This is a genomic window from Glycomyces halotolerans, assembly GCF_054779575.1.
The window spans coordinates 49,195-66,794 of the sequence record NZ_BAAGXZ010000018.1 but is presented as its reverse complement, the minus strand read 5'-3'; the positions used below and the strand labels follow the sequence as shown (position 1 = coordinate 66,794).

15 protein-coding genes are annotated in these 17,600 nt (G+C 70.3%); 7 read left to right on the top strand and 8 right to left on the bottom strand.

The window, feature by feature from the left end; genetic code table 11:
* Nucleotides 1-137 precede the first annotated feature (137 nt).
* A complete protein-coding gene (locus tag ACYVL2_RS15005) occupies nt 138-908 on the top strand; it encodes an SDR family oxidoreductase (RefSeq protein ID WP_460544724.1) in 771 nt (256 codons plus the stop codon).
* Nucleotides 909-964: 56 nt separating this feature from the next.
* Here the strand turns inward: ACYVL2_RS15005 and ACYVL2_RS15000 are convergent, their stop codons facing one another.
* Entirely contained in the window at nt 965-3,910 is a 2,946-nt protein-coding gene (locus ACYVL2_RS15000) for an RICIN domain-containing protein (RefSeq protein WP_460544722.1), read from the bottom strand.
* Nucleotides 3,911-4,084: 174 nt separating this feature from the next.
* On the bottom strand, nt 4,085-5,533 hold the full coding sequence (locus ACYVL2_RS14995; RefSeq protein WP_460544720.1) for a family 43 glycosylhydrolase: 1,449 nt from the start codon (nt 5,531-5,533) through the stop codon (nt 4,085-4,087).
* A gap of 385 nt (nt 5,534-5,918) precedes the next feature.
* On the opposite strand from ACYVL2_RS14995, the gene ACYVL2_RS14990 reads away from it, so the two are divergent.
* Complete coding sequence (locus ACYVL2_RS14990; RefSeq protein ID WP_460544717.1) at nt 5,919-6,806, top strand: DUF4349 domain-containing protein; 888 nt, start codon at nt 5,919-5,921, stop codon at nt 6,804-6,806.
* A gap of 67 nt (nt 6,807-6,873) precedes the next feature.
* On the opposite strand, the gene ACYVL2_RS14985 is transcribed toward ACYVL2_RS14990, so the two are convergent.
* Nucleotides 6,874-7,692 carry a Rossmann-fold NAD(P)-binding domain-containing protein gene (locus ACYVL2_RS14985; RefSeq protein WP_460544715.1) on the bottom strand — a complete coding sequence of 273 codons (819 nt, stop codon included), beginning with the start codon at nt 7,690-7,692 and terminating at the stop codon, nt 6,874-6,876.
* Between the two features lie 437 nt (nt 7,693-8,129).
* On the opposite strand from ACYVL2_RS14985, the gene ACYVL2_RS14980 reads away from it, so the two are divergent.
* From ACYVL2_RS14980 to ACYVL2_RS14970, 3 genes are all read left to right on the top strand, one after another.
* On the top strand, nt 8,130-8,876 hold the full coding sequence (locus ACYVL2_RS14980) for an SDR family NAD(P)-dependent oxidoreductase (protein WP_460544713.1): 747 nt from the start codon (nt 8,130-8,132) through the stop codon (nt 8,874-8,876).
* On the top strand, nt 8,877-10,070 hold the full coding sequence (locus ACYVL2_RS14975) for a metallophosphoesterase (protein ID WP_460544711.1): 1,194 nt from the start codon (nt 8,877-8,879) through the stop codon (nt 10,068-10,070).
* Nucleotides 10,071-10,162: 92 nt separating this feature from the next.
* Nucleotides 10,163-10,864, top strand: coding sequence for an alpha/beta fold hydrolase (locus ACYVL2_RS14970; RefSeq protein WP_460544709.1), 702 nt, complete (start codon nt 10,163-10,165; stop codon nt 10,862-10,864).
* Here ACYVL2_RS14970 and ACYVL2_RS14965 read toward each other — a convergent pair.
* Entirely contained in the window at nt 10,851-11,297 is a 447-nt protein-coding gene (locus ACYVL2_RS14965; RefSeq protein ID WP_460544707.1) for a PaaI family thioesterase, read from the bottom strand. The two genes, ACYVL2_RS14970 and ACYVL2_RS14965, sit on opposite strands and share 14 nt — an antisense overlap.
* Before the next feature lie 32 nt (nt 11,298-11,329).
* Nucleotides 11,330-11,965, bottom strand: coding sequence for a LysE family translocator (locus tag ACYVL2_RS14960; RefSeq protein WP_460544704.1), 636 nt, complete (start codon nt 11,963-11,965; stop codon nt 11,330-11,332).
* An 85-nt stretch (nt 11,966-12,050) separates the two neighbouring features.
* On the opposite strand from ACYVL2_RS14960, the gene ACYVL2_RS14955 reads away from it, so the two are divergent.
* On the top strand, nt 12,051-12,548 hold the full coding sequence (locus ACYVL2_RS14955) for an AAA family ATPase (RefSeq protein ID WP_460544702.1): 498 nt from the start codon (nt 12,051-12,053) through the stop codon (nt 12,546-12,548).
* 34 nt (nt 12,549-12,582) lie between these two features.
* Nucleotides 12,583-13,569, top strand: a complete 987-nt coding sequence (locus tag ACYVL2_RS14950; protein WP_460544700.1) for an aldo/keto reductase — start codon at nt 12,583-12,585, stop codon at nt 13,567-13,569.
* Nucleotides 13,570-13,572: 3 nt separating this feature from the next.
* Here ACYVL2_RS14950 and ACYVL2_RS14945 read toward each other — a convergent pair whose 3' ends face one another.
* From ACYVL2_RS14945 to ACYVL2_RS14935, 3 genes are all read right to left on the bottom strand, one after another.
* Nucleotides 13,573-14,106, bottom strand: a complete 534-nt coding sequence (locus ACYVL2_RS14945) for a histidine phosphatase family protein (protein ID WP_460544698.1) — start codon at nt 14,104-14,106, stop codon at nt 13,573-13,575.
* 91 nt (nt 14,107-14,197) lie between these two features.
* A complete protein-coding gene (locus ACYVL2_RS14940) occupies nt 14,198-15,025 on the bottom strand; it encodes a class I SAM-dependent methyltransferase (protein ID WP_460544696.1) in 828 nt (275 codons plus the stop codon).
* 70 nt (nt 15,026-15,095) lie between these two features.
* Nucleotides 15,096-17,429 (bottom strand): ATP-binding protein, encoded by a 2,334-nt coding sequence (locus ACYVL2_RS14935; RefSeq protein ID WP_460544694.1) that lies wholly within the window; start codon nt 17,427-17,429, stop codon nt 15,096-15,098.
* Nucleotides 17,430-17,600: the final 171 nt, after the last annotated feature.

Genomic DNA, 17,600 nt, shown 5'->3' with positions numbered 1-17,600 from the left:
CACGGCTCCGGGTGGCCCTGCCGGTACCAGTTCGGAGAGGGCGCATTTCGCGGCGGATGCGGCCCCGGAACGGTGGTCTGCTTGATCCGGGCGGCCCCGCCTGCCGCCAGAGTCATTCGATGATGAAGGGACACCACATGTCCGCAGAGAACACCGCCCCGCTCGCGGGCCGGATCGCGGTCGTCACCGGAGCCTCGAGCGGGATCGGCGAGGCCGCCGCCGAACTCCTGGCCGCTCGCGGCGCGAAGGTCGCCGCGCTGGCCCGTCGCGCCGACCGGCTCGAGGGCCTCGTCGAGCGCATCGCCGACAAGGGCGGCACCGCGATCGCCGTCCCGGTCGACGTCACCGACGCCGCGGCCGTGGACGCCGCCGCCGAACGCGTCGCCTCGGCCTTGGGCAAGGCCGACCTGCTGTTCAACAACGCCGGCGTCATGCTGGGCGCGCCGATCACCGAGCGGCGGACCGATCAGTGGCGGCGGCAGATCGACCTGAACATCACCGGTCTGATGAACGCCATCGGCTCCTTCACGCCCCAGCTGGTCGATGCCGCGGGCGAGCGGGGCGTGGCCGACCTGGTCAACACCTCCTCGATCGCCGCCCAGGGCGTGTTCGGGTCGTTCGCCGTCTACTGCGGAACCAAGGCCTACGTGAGTCACCTGTCGCGCAGCCTGCGGGCCGACCTCGGCCCCGCAGGGGTGCGGGTGTCGGTGATCGAGCCGGGGATCGTGGCGACCGAGCTGCAGGGCCACGTCACCGACCCGCCGTCGGTCGAGTGGATCGAGGCCGCGATGAAGTCGATGGAGGCGCTGGAGTCGGCCGACATCGCCGAGGCCGTGGCGTTCTTGGCCCAGCAGCCGGCGCGGGTGAACTACCAGCAGCTGACGGTCATGCCGACCGGCCAGGTGTGAGCGGCGAGGCGGGCCCGCCGCCCGGAAGTACGCGGCGGGCCCGTGAACCGGCGGCGTTACGCGGCCGGAGCCTTGGCGTAGACCTCGATCTCGCTCATGGTGATCCAGCCGACCTCGCCGACGGTCATCGCCACCCGGACCGCCGAGGTCCGGGCGTCGACGTCGATGTCGACCACGGGCGAGGACTCGGTGCCGACGGTGACCGGATCACCGGCGTCCACCCAGGAGCCGTCGGCGGCCAGGTACTGGACCTGGACCGTGTCGGCGTAGCTGGCGCGGCCGCCGTCGCTGTAGAAGTAGAGCGACACGCTCGTGACGTCCCGCTCGACCGGCAGCGTGAAGGTGATGGTGTCGGCCGTCCGCTTGTCGCCGGACACCCAGTTGGAGTAGGCCTTGTCGGTCAGGACGCCGTTGCGCAGCCCCTCGGTCGAGTAGCCGGGCTCGGTGAAGGTCGCCGAGGTGGTCACGCCGTCGTCGAGCGCGGCGTTGACCTCGATCGGCTCGGCGATCTCCACGTCGGCCTCGGCCTCCAGCGTGGATCCGTCGACCAGGTGGGCGGTGCCGGTCACCGTGACCGTGCCGAGCTCGTCGAACGCACCTTCGGGCGCTTCGTCCCACGTCACCGGCACCGACGCGCGGCCGCCGTTGTCGCCGACGGCGACCACTTCGTCCGGCAGCACCGGCGCCGCCCCGGGGTACGTCGTCGCCCGCGCCGTCTCGGTCGCACCGAAGGTGTCGACGGTGATGTGCGCGGTCGCCTGGTGCCGGTTGCCGAGCACGTCGGTCGCCTTGCCGCGGATCTTGATCGTCCCGGGCTTCTTCCATTCGCCCTTCTCGGGGTACGTCCAGTCCACCTGGAGCTCGCCGCGCGGTCCGTCCCGGTAGACCGGGGCGACCGTCTCGGGCAGCTCGGGCCTGTGGCCGGTGACGGTGTAGCCCTCGAGGTCCTGGACGCCGAGGACGGTCTCGTCGACGACGGTCCAGCGCTGGTTGGAGCCGGAGGTCGGCGTGTAGGTGCCGACCTGGGCGCCGTCCTCGGTGGACCGGCCCCAGACGTCGGGCAGGCGGCCGGTGGCGGCGTTGACGAAGGTGTAGGTCCCGTCGCCGGTGGTGGACAGGATCCACTGGGCGCCCTCGTCGGGTGCGGTATCGGCCGCTTCGAGCACGAGCGCGTTGTCGTCGCGGACGGCCAGGCGCGTGCCGGTGTCCACGTTGACCACTTCGTGGCGTTCGCGGTTGGTGTGGCCGTCGGTGAGCTTGCGGATCGACCACAGCTGGTCGGTCGCGGCGGGGTCGTCGGTGCGGATGACCACGCCGGCGCCGTCGTCGCCGGGGGCCAGCGACTTGTCGCTCTGGACGCCGTCGAGGCGGTAGACGTGGCCGTCCTGGATCAGGGCGGCGTCCTCGGCCACGCCGGAGACGCCGTCGACGACGAAGGTGGTCACCGACTTGCCGGGCACGGTCAACGTCGCCGAGGTGCCGTCGAAGGCGACGGTCTCGCCTTCGACGAGTCCGCCGGCGGCGCTGGAGACGATCGGGGTGACCGTCGCTCCGGAGTCGACCGAGGCGAACTTCGACATGTCGAGCGTGATCGCGCGGTCGTCTTCGCTGTTGTTGGTGTAGACGACCGTCGCCGCGTCGCGAGAGTCCTTGACGGCGGCCACGGCCGCGGTGTCGTCGACGCCGATGACGTGGTCGCCGGGTTCGATGTAGTGGGTGAAGTTGCGGATCGTGTCGAACTTGGTGTTCGGCCGGATCGGGCAGGTCTCCAGGGTGTCCTCGGCGGCGCAGTCGAACGGCACGTGGATGCTGCCCCAGTTGCCGCCGCCGGCGACCTGCGGGTTGGTGTCCTCGATCGGCTGCCAGAACACCCAAGCGGACGGCTCGAGTTCGCGCAGGTCGTCGGTGATGCGGCCGGCGATGCCGAGGCCGTTCTCCATGGTCTCGTAGTCGGTGGGGGAGTACCAGCTGCCCTCGACTTCGCTCATCCACAGCGGCTTGTCGTCGCCCTTGGCGAGGTCGCGCACGCCGGTGCGGCCGCCGGTGCCGTAGGTGTGGACGTTCATCTGGTCGACCACCGCGCGCGACTGCTCGCTGTAGGCGTTCCAGTTGGTGGTGAAGGTGCCCGGGTTGGTCTCGTCCATCGCCGAGATCACCGCTTCGGTGTCGGCCGTCTCGAGCCGCTGGGCCAGCGCCTGGATGACCAGCTGCTGCAGGCCGGGACCGGCGTGGGCGCCCTCTTGGCGGCCGCCGGTGGGCTGGACGCCGTCGGGTCCGAGGGTGGTGCCCCAGTAGTTCGTGTTGGGCTCGTTGAGCGGGTTGACGGTGTCGAACTCGATGCCGTGGTCGGCTTCGAGGTGCTCCATGACCTCGGTCAGGTAGATCGCGAACTCGTCGACGGTGTCGGTGCGGATCTGGTCCTGGCCGGCGTCGAAGCCGCCCGAGACGTAACCGGAGACGGTCTGGAAGTAGGGCGGGGAGTTGGAGAACGCCTCCCAGTGGGTGACGTCGTCCTTGATCTGGTCGACCCACCAGCGCTGGCCCGCGTCGGCGTCCCAGTTCCAGTGGTCGGGGTTCTCGGGGTCCCACCAGTCCTTGTCCTCGTGGGTGGTGCCTTCGGGGGCGGCCCAGAAGTAGGGCATGTTCGCCCCGTCCTTCATGTACTCCGAGTCGATGTTGGGTGCGTTGCCGCCGCCGATGTTGTAGCGGGCGATGTTGAGGTTGAGTCCCTCGTCGCCGAAGACCATGTCCACCAGCTGCTCGCGGATCTCGTCGGGGTAGCCGCCGGTGGCGTTGGCGAACCAGACGAGGCTGGTGCCCCAGCCTTCGAACTCGGGGTGCTGGTAGGAGGGGTCGGGAGTGATGGTCACGCCGGTGAGAGTGGTTTCGTCGGCGGTGGCCGCGCCCGCCATGGGGAGGGCGGCCGCCGCTGCCGCCACGGTGAAGCCCGCGGTGGTCGCCAAGGCGAGCACGCGCTTTCTTCTCGGTCTCGGGGATGACATCGTTGTCTCCTTCTGGGGAATCTGATCGAGTCGAATCGATGTTTCCACAGAATCCAACGATTGTGAACACCCTTCGTCTAACGGATCGAAAAACCCGACGATGGGAGCGAGCCCGTCTCACCTGGTGCGACGCCGGAGTGCCGGAGCGGCGCGGTCGCCGCCCCGGCACGTCGCTCACTCGAGATGGAACGTCGCCTCGCTGCGCTCCTGCGAGGTGCCGGCCGTCAGCAGGTCGAGCCGGCCGCCCGAGTGCCGTATGTACCTGCCGGAGAAGTTGTAGGACTCGAACGACTCCGCCGAGGAGTCGGCCAGGCCGGCCCGGCGGTGGAAGCTGGCGTCGGCGTCGAACAGCGACGAGCCGTCGTCCTGCTCGACCCAGCACTCGTAGTTCTTGTGCCGCAGGTAGTAGCCCGGATAGTTCGCCGACTCCAGCGAGACCGTGCCCGAGCCGGCCAGGCCCGAGACGATCCGGAACTGCGAGTCGTCCAGCATCGCCGGGTCGCCCACCCGGCCCCGGAACTCGTAGTGGTTGATCCACCCCGCGCCGCCGTGCGCGGCGAACCGGTACGGCGTGGCCCCGTCGGCCACCGGGATCCCGAAGGCCGGCGTCCCGTCGGCGTTCCAGTAGATCTTCTGGAGCCTGGTGTGCCGGTTCGGGTCGTACAGCGGGTCGCCGTCGATGTGCTCGTACGGGCGGGCGTGGTAGACCATGATGTCGCTCTGCCCGTCCTCGGAGACGGTGAAGCAGTTGTGCCCCGGCCCGTACTGACCGGTCCGGTCGTGACTGCGGAAGACCGGTTGCGGATTCTTGCTCCACGAGGCCGGGTCGAGCAGATTGCTGCTCTGCGAGGCCGTCAGCAGCCCGATCGCGTAATTCGCGTCGGTCGCGCTGGCCGAGAAGGTCATGAAGATCCGCCCGTTGCGCTTGATGACGTAGGCGCCTTCGTTGACGTTGTGGCCGATCCGCTCCCAGTCGTGGGTGGGCATGCTGATGCGCACCGGACTGCTGGCGAGGGTCCACGGGTTGGCCATCGTCGCCAGGTACAGGCTCGTCCCGCTGCCCAGGTCCGGGTCGCTCTGCGCCCAGCACAGGTACCGGCTCCCGTTGTGCTCGAACGTGGTTGCGTCCAGCGAGAACGAGTCCCGCGGGGTGACGATCCGGCCCTTCTCGGTCCAGGTGCCCGACATGGGGTTGGCGCTCGAGTTCTCCAGGGCGTACATGCGGATCGCCCAGATGTCGTCGGCGCGTCCGGCCGCGAAGTAGATGTACCACTTGCCGTCGACGTAGTGGACCTCCGGCGCCCAGATGTGGTGGCTCATCTCGCCGCTGGAGTGCTTCCACCAGACGGTGACCTCTTGGGCGCCGGCCAGGCCCTGCAGCGTCGTGGAGCGCCGCATCACGATCCGGTCGTACTCGGGAACGGAGGCGGTGAAGTAGTAGTAGCCGTCGGTGTGCTTGACGATGTGCGGGTCGGCCCGCTGCTGGATGAGGGCGTTGTGGTAGGTGACGGCCGGCGAGGCCGAAGCGGGGGCGGCGGTGCCGAGGGTCGAGGCGGCCGAGACGAAGGCCGTCGCTCCGGCCGTCTGGAACAGCCGTCGGCGGCTGAGGTGGAAATCGGGCATGGAAACTCCACTTGCTTGGTCGCTGATTGGTCGATCGCCGGTTGGTTGATCGATAACATCCAAGCTCGACTATATATTGACCATCCTGGAGCTGTAAATCCCGCCGCCGAGAAAAAGAGGCGGGGCCGGGTCCCGCCCTGCCCCGCCCTGCCGGAACCACACCCCTGCGACCGGCGTTCGCGAATCGTCGCGCGCTCTCGCAACTGTCCCACAATTGCAAGTATTTTGCAATAAGATCCGCGAACCGCCGGCTACCGCATCGTCGCCCTTCGGCATCGCTTTTTGATGGCGGAATGGATCCGGTCCGTCATGGCCGGCGTCCTATCTTGAACGAAGGGTGGGCAACGGCCCGCCGCCATCGCCGAAACCCCTTGCGAGGCAGACCATGAAACTCCTCCGAATCCCGACAGCACTGCTCGCCGCCGGCCTGGCCGTCGCCGGATGCGCTTCGAGCGACGACGCCGGCAGCGTCGAATCCGCACCGGACGCGGCCCAAGGCGCCGGCGGCGCCGACGACGCGGGCGCGGACGAAGCACGCCAGGAAGCCCCCGACCTCGGTGACGCCCAAGTCGACACCGCCGAACAGCGGGATCTGATCTACACCGCCTCGATCCGGGCGGCCGACCCTGATCCGATCGCCATGGCCGAGCAGGTGTGGGCGGCCGCCGAGTCCTACGGCGGTTTCGTCACCGCCGACCACCGCGAGCGCGCCGCGGACCAGACGGTCGTGGAGATGACCGTCCGCATCCCCTCCGAGCACTTCGAGGCGGCGATGGACGAGCTGGCGGGTCTGGCCGAGACCGAGGTGAACCGCACGGTCGGCACCGAGGACGTCACCGGTCAGACGGTCGATCTGGAGGCGCACATCGCCACCAAGAGCGCCAGTGTGGAGCGCGTGCGCGGGCTCCTGGCCGAGGCGTCCTCGGTCGACGCGATCCTCGAGCTGGAGTCCGAACTGGCCGAGCGCGAGGCCGAACTGTCCTCGCTGGAGTCGCAACTGGCGAGCCTGGAAGACCGGATCGCGCTGTCGACGATCGCCTACACCGTCTACTCGTCCGCCGAGACGGCCGAGCTCGAGGAGGAGGGCCGTTTGGGGCCGGCGAACTTCGCCGAAGGCGTGGGAGTCGGCTGGTCCGGACTGCTGAGCCTGCTCAGCGCGGTGTCGATCGTGATCGGCGTGCTCCTGCCGTTCCTGCCGCTGGTCGCCTTCGTGCTGGCGGCCGTGTTCGGCCCCGTCTGGTACGTCCGCCGCGCGCGCCGCCGCGCGGCTTGATCCGTCGCCGAGATCCCTGACGGGCGCGGGCCCGCGAGGCGTGCGCCTCGCGGGCCCCGGGGTGTTCTCATTGGAAGTGTTCGGCGTTGCGCCGCGCCCATTGGTCGAACGTCGTGCCCGGTCGGCCGGTGACGGCCTCGACGACACCGGAGACGGTGCGCGCGCTCTCCGGCGGGTCGGCTCGCCAGCCGAGGATGAAGTCGATCGAGTCGTCGCCGACGCCCATCCGGCGCATCCGGTCCCGAGCCTCGGCCACGGTCTGCTCCTCGTACCGGATCGGCCGGCCGGTCGCCCGCGACAGGGCCGCGACCTGCTCGCCCACAGTGATCACCTCCGGGCCGGTGAGCGTGTACGAGCGCCCGGCGTGACCGTCGGCGGTGAGCGTCTCGGCGGCCACCGCGGCGAGGTCGGTCTCGGCGACCGGCGCGTGTCCGATGTCGGCGAACGGCTCGCGGACGACCCCTTCGGCCCGGATCTCCTCGGCCCACGACAAGGCGTTGGACATGAACTCGCCGGGCTCCAAGATCGTCCACTCGAGACCGCTCGCCTCGACGGCCGCTTCTACGGGGCCGCGGAACCCGTTCCACATCACCGTCACCCGCCGCACGCCCGCCTTCGCCGCCGCCGCGACCAGGTCGGCGGGATTCGGCAGCGTCTCGTACGAGGGGCCGTGCGCGGCCAGCAGGTACATCGCCGTGGCCCCTTCCAGGGCCCGCTCCATGCTCGCCGGGTCGGTCAGGTCGCCGCCGACGGCCTCGACGCCGGCGGGGAGGTCGGTCGTGTCCGGACGCCGCGTCATGGCCCGAACCGGCCTGCCGTCCTCGGCCAGGCGCCGCACCAGGTGGCGTCCGACGTTCCCTGTCGCACCGGTCACCAGTATGGACATCGTTGCCGCTCCTTCGGGTCGCTGGGACGCCAACGCTAATGCCGCCCGCGCCGTTCGCCCTCGGCCCCGAGAACGAGTCCGCTTCGGCCGCAGGTCCTAAGACCCGGAGCCAGGAAGATCAGGCCGGCGGCGATGAGCAGATCCAGCATGCAGCAGGCCTCGGCGTAGGAGCGCGAGACGACCTTGTCGAGCCGGTGGACGTGCGGGGGCGGCGGTGTCGGTCATGGTCTCCTCCTGAAACGAGCGTTTCATATACCCTCTTGGGGTATTAGCTCGTCTCATGTTGCCATGATTCCGAATTTCGCGCCAGCCCGAACCACCGCCGATCGCAGGCCCGCGACCCCCGGACGGCGGCCTCGCTCCGGCCGATGTTCGGGTGGCTCGCCGCCGGACGCCCGCGTTAGAGTCGGGCCGTGATCGTCCGAGAAGGAGAATCAATGGTGCGCACCGCGGTCGTCAGCGGGGGAGGAACCGGTATCGGCTACGCCGTCGCCGAACGGATGCTGGCCGAAGGCGACAGGGTCGTCATCGTCGGCCGCAGGGAAGCGGTGCTCCGCGAAGCGGCCGACCGGCTCGGCGACGGCGCCGACTACGTGGCCGCCGACCTCGCCGAACCCGAAGGCGGCCGACTCGTCGCCGACCACCTCGCCGACCGCTACGGCGGCGTCGACGTCATCGCCGCCTGCGCCGGCGGCAACATCGAGATCCAGGCCCCCGAGAGACGCGGTGAAGGCCTGGACGGCACCTCCTGGTACTGGACCGAGAACCTGCGCCTCAACGTCATGACCGCCGTCCACCTCGTCGAAGCCGCGAAGCCGATCCTCGCCGACGGCGGACGCATCCTCCTGTTCAGCTCGATCGCCGCCTTCCGCGGCTCGGGCTCGGGAAGCTACGGCGCCTCCAAGGCCGCGCTGCACCCGTACGCGGTCGACCTGTCGGCCTCGCTGGGGCCCAGAGGCGTCACCGCCAACGTCATCGCGCCCGGGTACATCGAGGACACCGAGTTCTTCGCCGGCCGCATGACCGATTCGCGCCGCCAGACTCTCATCGGCCAGACCCACGACAAGCGCGTCGGCACGCCCGGCGACGTCGCCGAACTGGCGCACTGGCTCGCCCGCCCCGAGGCCGGACACGTGACCGCCCAGATCGTCCAGGTCAACGGCGGCGCATTGGCCGGCCGGTAGATGGACTCCTTCTGGTTCGTCGTCCGGTTCCTCACCGTCACCGTCGGCTTCGCCGCGCTCCACGGCTACCTGTGGTGGCGCCTGTTCCGCGACACGACCGAGCCGGGCTCGCGGTGGCGTCCGATCGGCGCGGTCGCGCTGGCCGTGCCCGCCGTCTTCGGGCTCGCCGCTCGCTTCGCGGTGCCCTCGCCGCTGCCGCTGTCGTGGCAGGCGGTCATCGGCTGGCCGGGCCTGGTGTGGTTCGGCGCGTTCGTCTACCTGTTCGGGCTGCTGGTCGCCGCCGAGCCGCTCCGCTGGTGGCTGCTGCGACGCAAGGAACAACGAACCGAGCCCGAGCCGGCAGCGAAGCCCTCCGGTCAGACGCGGCGCCGAGTGATCTCGCGCGGCATCGGCCTGACCGCGGCGGTCGCGACGACCGCGACGGTCGGCCACGGCCTGGCCGAGGGCTACCGGACCCCGGCGTTGAAGGCCGTCGAGGTCCCGCTCGCGCGGCTCGGTCGCGAGTTCGACGGCTACCGGATAGCTGTCGTGGGCGACACCCACTTCTCTGCCGTGCGCGGCGCCGGATACTGCGAGCGCGTGGTCGACCAGATCAACCGAGCCGGGGCGGACCTGGTCGCGTTCGTCGGCGACCTCGCCAGCGGCGAGGCCGACCAGCTCCGGGAGGCCACCGAGCCGATGGCCCGGCTCCAGGCGCGCGACGGGGCCTTCTTCGTGGCCGGCAACGCCGAGCACTACGTCGGCGCCGACCAGTGGTACGCCCGCGTCGAGGAGCTCGGGATGATCCCGCTGCCGAACACGCGCGTGGAACTGGCCGGCTTCGACCTGGCCGGCGTCAACGACCTCGTCGTCGACCAGCGCGGCATCGCCGGCGAGGTCGGACCGGACCTCGAGGCGGCCCTGGGGGACCGCGACCCGGACCGCGCCGCGGTCCTCATGGCGCACCAGCCGCGGATGATCGAGCAGGTGCCCGGCTGGAACGTCGATCTGCAGCTGTCGGGCCACACCCACGGCGGCCAGATGTGGCCGGTCCACTACGCGAGCATGCTGCGCGACGGCCAGATCACCGGCCTGGAGACCCACGGCGACACGAAGCTCTACGTCACCAACGGGGCCGGCACCAACGGCCCGCCGCTGCGCGTCGGCGCCCCGTCGGACATCACGGTGATGACACTCCGCTCCGCTCGGGCTTGAGCAGTGCGCGATGCGCTTGAACGCCGTCGCCGAGGCGCACGGGCTCGCGCAATTCATGGGAAGTGTCGGCGCCGTCGCCTAACGTCGGGGACATGGAATTGATCATGATCCCCGGACTCTGGCTCGACGGCTCCTCCTGGAGCGCGGTGACGCCGCCGCTGGAACAGGCCGGGCACCGGATCCGGGCGCTCACGCTGCCCGGCAAGGAATCGAAGGACGCCGACCGGAGCGGCATCGGCTTCCAGGACCACGTCGCCGCGGTGGTCGCCGCGATCGACGAGGCCGCCGATCCGGTCGTCCTCGTCGGCCACTCCGGCGGCGGCTCGCTGGCCCAGGCCGCCAGCGACGCCAGGCCGGACAAGGTCGCGCGGGTCGTCTACGTCGACTCGGCGCCCATGCCGCCCGGTGCGGTCATCAACGACGACCTGCCGGTCGTCGACGGCGAGATCCCGCTGCCGGACTGGGACTTCTTCGAGGAGGAGGATCTGGTCGACCTCGACGACGAACTTCGCGCGCACTTCCGCGAGGTGTCGATCCCCGAGCCGAAGGGAGTCGCCTACGACCCGTCCGTGCTGGGCGACGAACGGCGTCACGACGTGCCGACCACGGTCATCGCCTGCGAGTTCCCGAGCAAGATGATCCGGGAGTGGATCGAGCAGGACGCGCCGTTCGCGCGGGAGCTGGCCGCGTTGAAGGACCTCGAGCTGGTCGACCTGCCGACCGGGCACTGGCCGCAGTTCACCAAGCCGGTCGAGCTCGGCGAGGCGATCCTGCGGGCCGTCAGTCGCGGTTAGCGGGCCGGATCATGCAGGTGAGGCGGCCGGTGCAGACCCGCCGGCCCGCCTCGTCGCTGACGATGATCTCGTACGTGGCGGTCGATCGTCCGCGATGGATCGGTGTGGCCTCGCCGGTGACGGTGCCGGAGCGGACCGCCCGGTGGTGGGTGACGTTGAGGTCCACGCCGACGGCCATCTGCTCGGGGCCGCCGTGGAGCATCGCGCCGATCGAACCGAGCGTTTCGGCGAGCACGGCCGAGGCGCCGCCGTGGAGCAGGCCGTACGGCTGCGTGTTGCCCTCGACCGCCATGGTCGCGACCACCCGCTCCGGCGAGGCGTACCGCACGTCGATGCCCATCCGCTCGCCCAGTGCCCCGGCGGAGAACAGCTTCTCCAAGTCGATGCCGACACCGTTGAACTGCTCGATGATCTCGGGCGGAAACTCAGTCATGCTTACGTGCTCCAATCGGTTCCCGGGCAAGTCTAGGCGCGCTCGCCCGCGGCCGCCGCGATGCCGAGGCCGATCATGGACGTCCCGCCGATGCGGCTGAGCCCCCGCCGCGCGCGCGGCGAGCCCAGCATCTCGCGAGCGGCGGCCGCCGCGAAGCTCCAACCGGTGTCGCATGCGGCGGCGAGAGCGGCGAAGATCGCGCCCAGCGCCAGCATCTGGAGCACGGCCGAGCCGCCCGAGGGGTTGACGAACTGCGGCAGGATCGCCAGGAAGAACAGGATCGTCTTCGGATTGAGGGCACCGACCAGGAACCCCTCGAACATCGTCAGCGCGGTCCGACGCGGCCCGGCCTCAGCGGCGTCGGGCTCGGCGAGCATGCCCTTCCGGTCACGGAACGCCTTGACGCCCAGGTACACCAGGTAGGCCGCGCCCGCGTACTTGACGATGTTGAACGCCAGCGTCGACTGCTGCATGACCGCGCCCATGCCCAGGGCCACGAGAGCGGCGGCCGAGAATGCCCCGACGGCGTTGCCGAGCGCCGTGAGCACGGCCTTGCGACGCCCGTAGGCCAAGGCGCGCCCCACGACGAACATGACGCTCGGCCCGGGGATGAGGATGATGACGAGCGAGGTGACCGAGAAGGCCAGCAGCTGTGCGAGGCTGGGCATGCCCGAATCCAACCACCGCCCGTGCCCCACAGTCAACATCCTTTCCGCCGGCGGCCCTGCCTCGACCGGCAGGTAGCCTGCCGGAATGAAGCGCGTGCTGCTGACCGGGGTGTCGGGGGTCGGGAAGTCGACCGTCGTCGCCGAGCTCGGCGCTCGGGGGTACACGGCCGTCGACACCGACCACGGCGGCTTCTGCGCGCCCGCACCCGACGTCGAACCGCCGCGTCCGGCCGCCGAACCCGACTGGGTGTGGCACGAGGACCGCATGCGGCGCCTGCTCGACACCGCCGACGGCGAGCTCCTCTTCGTCAGCGGCTGCGTGCCCAACCAGGGCCGTTTCCACCCCGACTTCGACCACATCGTGCTGTTGAGCGCCGCTCCCGCGCTGGTCCGGCACCGGCTGCTCAAGCGGACCGGCAACGACTACGGCAAGCGCCCCGGCGAGCTCGACAAGGCCCTGCGCGACCAGGCCGAGGTCGAACCGCTCCTGCGGTCCGGGGCCACGCTCGAGATCGACACCTCAGTCCCCGTCGGAGAGGTGGTCGAGCGCGTCCTTCGCCACGTCCGCGGCGATTCGGCTTGACTTGGAGTGCACTCCAGGTTCTAGCGTCGGTCGCATGATCACACGGAAACTCGGCAGAAGCGAGATCGAAGTCAGCGGTATCGGCATGGGCTGCTGGGCCATCGGCGGCCCGTTCTACTCCGACGGCGGTCCCTGCGGGTGGGGCGAGGTCGACGACGACGAGTCGATCAAGGCGGTCCACCGCGCGCTCGAGCTCGGCGTGAACTTCTTCGACACCGCCGACGTCTACGGCGCCGGCCACAGCGAGCGGATCCTCGGCCGGGCGCTCGCCGGACGCCGCGACGAAGCGGTCATCGCCACCAAATGGGGCAACCGCTTCGACGAGGAGACCAAGTACATCACCGGCCCCGGCGACACTCCGGCGTACATCCACGAAGCGGTCGAGGCCTCGCTGCGCCGACTCGGCACCGACTACATCGACCTGTACCAGTTCCACCTCAACGAGTTCGACATCGACCAGACCGCCGCCCACCTCGAAGTCCTCGAGTCGCTGGTCGAGGAGGGCAAGATCCGCTGGTACGGCTGGAGCACCGACTCGCCCGAGCGAGCCGAGGCCTGGGGCGATCGCGGCGCCCACTGCACTGCCGTCCAGCACGACTTCTCGGTCATGTACGGCTCCAAACCGGAGGTACTCAAGACCGCCGAGCGTCTCGGCCTGGCGAGCGTCAACCGCGGCCCGCTCGCGATGGGCCTGCTCACCGGCAAGTACACCGCCGAGACCAAGGTCGGCGAGAAGGACGTCCGATCCAGCGGCGTCTCGTGGATGACCCTGTTCACCGAGGACGGCAGGCCCGCCCCCGAGTATCTCGCCCGGCTCGAAGCCGTCCGCGAGGTGCTCACCGGCGACGGCCGCACGCTCGCCCAAGGCGCGCTCGGCTGGCTGTGGGCCGTCAGCGACGCGACCGTCCCGATCCCCGGCTGCCGCACCGTCGCCCAGGTCGAGGAGAACGCGGGCGCGCTCGAGAAGGGACCGCTCTCGCAGTCCGAGGTCGAGGAGGTGGCGAAGCTCCTCGCGAGCTGACCCCTACATCCTGACCATCTCGATGTCGTGGAAGCGCTCGGAGCCGCTGTCGAAGTGGAGCCGCGCGCCTTCCATGTAGTTGAACAGCGCGCCCCACTCGTCGTGGTCGGCGTCGGGGAACAGCGCCACCAGCGCGCATTCGATGTGCCCGCCGTGCCCGATGACCAGGGCCGCGTCGCCCGGCCCGAGCGGCGCCATGAGCTGGTGCCACTGCTGCGACATGCCGAGGGAGTAGTCGCGCACGGCCCCCGGTCGGCCCACCAGCCGCGACAGTCGCGTGAACGGCGCGCCGACGTCGTGCGCCGCGGCGGCGGACTCGGTCATGAACTGGCCGATGTTCGGCAGCGTCGGCAACTCGAGCGTGACGGCGAACCCCATCGCGATGGCGGTCTCGCGGGTGCGCGGCGCGACGCTGCACGCCACGGTCTCGAACGGCCCCAGCAGGGTCCCGGCCCAACGGGCGAGCTCGACGCCCTCCTGGGAGAGGTGAACGGACTCGGCTCCGTCGCGTTTGCTGTGCCGGCGAATCTCGAGCATGGGCATGGGCGTTCTCTTTTCCTATGTCGCGCCAGCGGATCGGCTTCGAGCCTACGCGTCCGGGTCGCGCGCCTCCCGCGCCGACCGGCACTCAGGATTTGACGGCGATGCCGGCCATCTGCGTGCGCTCGTAGGGTTCGAGTTCTGCGACGGCGCGCAGCGGCTTGTCGGGCTCCTCGGGGAACCAGCGGGCGATGTACTCCAGTCCCGGCGGCACCATCGCCATGCCCTGGAAGTGCCTCTCGATGTCCTCGATCGGGCGGCACCAGCCGTTGCCGAGCGTCTCGATGCAGGCCCGCGAGAGCGCGCGCTGCTCGGGCTCGCCGGTGTCGGGCCACGAGGTCAGGAACAGGTGGCTGCCCGGCGGCATGCGGTCCATGAGGGCCGCGATGATGTCGTCGGGCCGCTCGTCGTCGCTGATCTGCATGATCATGCCGATGATCATCAGGCCGATCGGGCGGTCGAAGTCCAGGAACGAGCGCACTTCCGGGGCGTTCATGATGCCCTCGGGGTCGCGCAGGTCGCCGGCCACGAACGTGGCGGTGGCGTTGTCGGCGAGCATGGCCCGGCCGTGCGAGATCACCATCGGGTCGTTGTCGACGTAGACCACGCGCGCGTCGGGGTTGATCTCCTGGGCGACCTCGTGCGTGTTCTTCTTGCTCGGCAGACCGCAGCCGATGTCGAGCAGCTGGTCGACGCCCGCGGCCCGAACCATGTACTCCACGCCGCGCAGCAGGGCGCTGCGATTCTCGTGGGCGCACTGCTTGGCCTGCGGGATGTGGTGCTGGAAGACCTCGGCGGCCTCGCGGTCCACCGGGAAGTTGTCCCGCCCGCCCAGCAGCGCGTCGTAGACCCGGGCCGTCGAGGGGACGGTGGTGTCGATGTCCGGAGGAAGCCATTTCGGGCGTTCGTCTGACACGGGAATCTCCTATCGGTGCGAAGGGGACCGATCGAGCGTCGGCGAGCCGCGTGGGGCCGCGTCACCGTCTTCAGGCTACTCCAGACCGGACTGTCGCGGCGGCGCCGGTCAAGGCCGCCTCGCTCAGCTCGATGCGCTGGCGCACCGCAGAGATCAGCGGATCGCCGATGGCCGCGAGCACCGCTTCGGCACGCGACCAGACCTCGCGGGCCTCGCCGATCTCGTCGCGGTCGTGGTGTAGGTTGCCCAGGCGGAACAGGAAACGGCCCTCGCTGAGCTGGTCGCCGATCTCCACGGCGATGTCGATCGCGGTGCGGTAGTTCACCATCGAGCGCGTCAGGTCGCCCATCTCCCGGCAGGTCTCGGCGATGATCTGCCTGGTGCGCATCTGCGCCCAGCGGCTGCCGATGGTCTCGGCGCGGTCGAGCGCGGCGCGGAAGATCTGGATCGCCATCTCGAAGCGGCCCTGGGCGACATAGGCGCGGCCGATCGCGCACAGGCTCGTGCCCTCGCCCCAGGCGTTGCCGTGGAAGCGGGCGATGTCGAAGCCGCGCCGCGCCAGTTCGACGGCCTCGTCGACCCGTTCGAGCTGGACGTAGGTGCAGCTGAGACTGTTGAGCGCGTGGACCAGGCCCTTCGGGTCGTCTCCGGACTCGAAGTGGCCCACGGCCTTCGACTGGAGCTCCAGGGCTTCGCCGCTGCGCCCCAGCTCGATGTAGGCCGCGCCGAGGTTCACCATGAGCGCCGCGGCGACCGCCTCGTCGCCGAGCTGCTGGGCCGATGCCAACGCGGTCTCGTGCGTGGTGGCGTAGGAGCGCCAGTGGCGGCGCAGCACGTAGTACCCGCCGGCGGCGTAGGCCAGGCGCCAGGCCAGTTCGTGCTCGCCGGCCTCGGCGGCGAAGCGCACCAGGGCGCTGATGTTGTGCCGCTCGTTCTCGTGCCAGCACAGCGCTTCCCGCAGCGTGGTCGCGGTCGGGTCGGAGTCGGCGGGGATGTCCCGGACGAACCAGTTGGGCATCAGGAGCTTGGTCGCGGCGGCGGCGTTGCCGACGTAGTGGCGCAGCATCCGCCCCACGGCCCGGTCGGCCTCGTCGGCGTCGTCTTCGGCGAGCCACCTGGAGGAGGCGTAGAGCCGGATGAGGTCGTGCATCTGGTAGCGCCGGGGTCGCTCGGACTGCAGGAGATTGGCGTCGACGAGGTCCTCGAGGTGGTCCTCGGCGGTGGGCGTGTCGATCCCGGCGAGGCTTCCGGCGACCTCCGGGGTGAAGTCCACGCCCGGGAACAGCGCTCCCAGGCGGCGGAAGACGAGCCGCGCGGGCGCCTCCAGGGCCCGGTAGGACATCTGGAACGTCTCGGCGACCTGCAGGTCGCCGGCTTCGAGTTCGCTGAGCCGCTTGTGCTCGTTGCGGAGCCGGTCGGTGAGGGTGGCGATCTTCCACTGGGGACGGGAGGCGAGTCTGGCTCCGGCGATCCGCAGCGCCAGCGGGAACCGCCCGCACAGCTCGGCGAGCTCGGCGGCGGCCCGGGGCTCGGAGCGCATCCGCTCGGCTCCGGCCAGTCGGCCCAGCAGTTCCACCGATTCGGCGGTGGTGAACGGCTCGAGGCGCAGCAGCCGGGCGGCCTGCATGCCGACGAGGTTGCTCCGGCTGGTGACGATCACCAGGCAGTCGGGGGCGCCGGGCAGGAGCGAGCGCAGGTCGGCTTGGCAGCGGGCGTTGTCGAACACCAGCAGGCACCGCCGCCGTCCGAGCAGCGACCGGTAGGCGCTGGCCAGTTCGTCGGGGTCGGTGGGGATCTGCTCGGAGGGGTAGCCGAGGGCGCGGACGCATTGGCGCAGCACGGTCTCGGGTTCGAGGCGGCGTTCGTCGAAGCCGCGCATGTTGACGAACAGCTGCCCGTCGGGGAACTCGGGGGCGAGCCGGTGGGCGAGGTGGACGGCCAGCGCGGTCTTGCCGAGCCCGGGCGCGCCGGTGATGCCCAGGACGGTGGGGCAGCGGCGGTCGGGGTCGTCGAGCCGGGACACGGCGACGGCGTAGAGTTCGTCGGTCTCGGCCGCTCTGCCGGCGAAGTCGGACAGGTCGGCCGGCAGCTGGTAGGGCAGCAGGCTCAGTCGCGGCTTGGGTTCTTCGACGCCGGTGGCGAGGTCCCGTTGGAGGCGGTGCCAGCGCTCGGTCCACTGCTGGACGTCGCCGCCGCAGGCGGCGACGTAGGCGGTGACGACCTCTAGGGAAGGCAGTTCCCTGCCGCCGGCGGCTCGCGCCAGGGTGGAGGCGGAGTAGTGGGCCCGTTCCGACATGGCCCGGTAGGTGTTGCCTGTCCGGCAGGACCGCAGTTCCCGCAGCTGGTGGGCGAATTGCTGGAGCGGCCCCCGCGCAGGGTCGATCGGTTGCTCTGGTCGTCCCATTCCCTCGTTCGTCCGACTCGGCTTGGCAGCTCGTTACGAATCCCCCGCGATCATCACTCATAGTATCGAAGTGCGGCCATGTTCGCTCTGCGCACATCGCGCCTTGGCTTCGTTTGTCTCGCAACAATCGCACGGATGGCCGACAATTCGGGCCGCCGTTAGCGTCGAGGA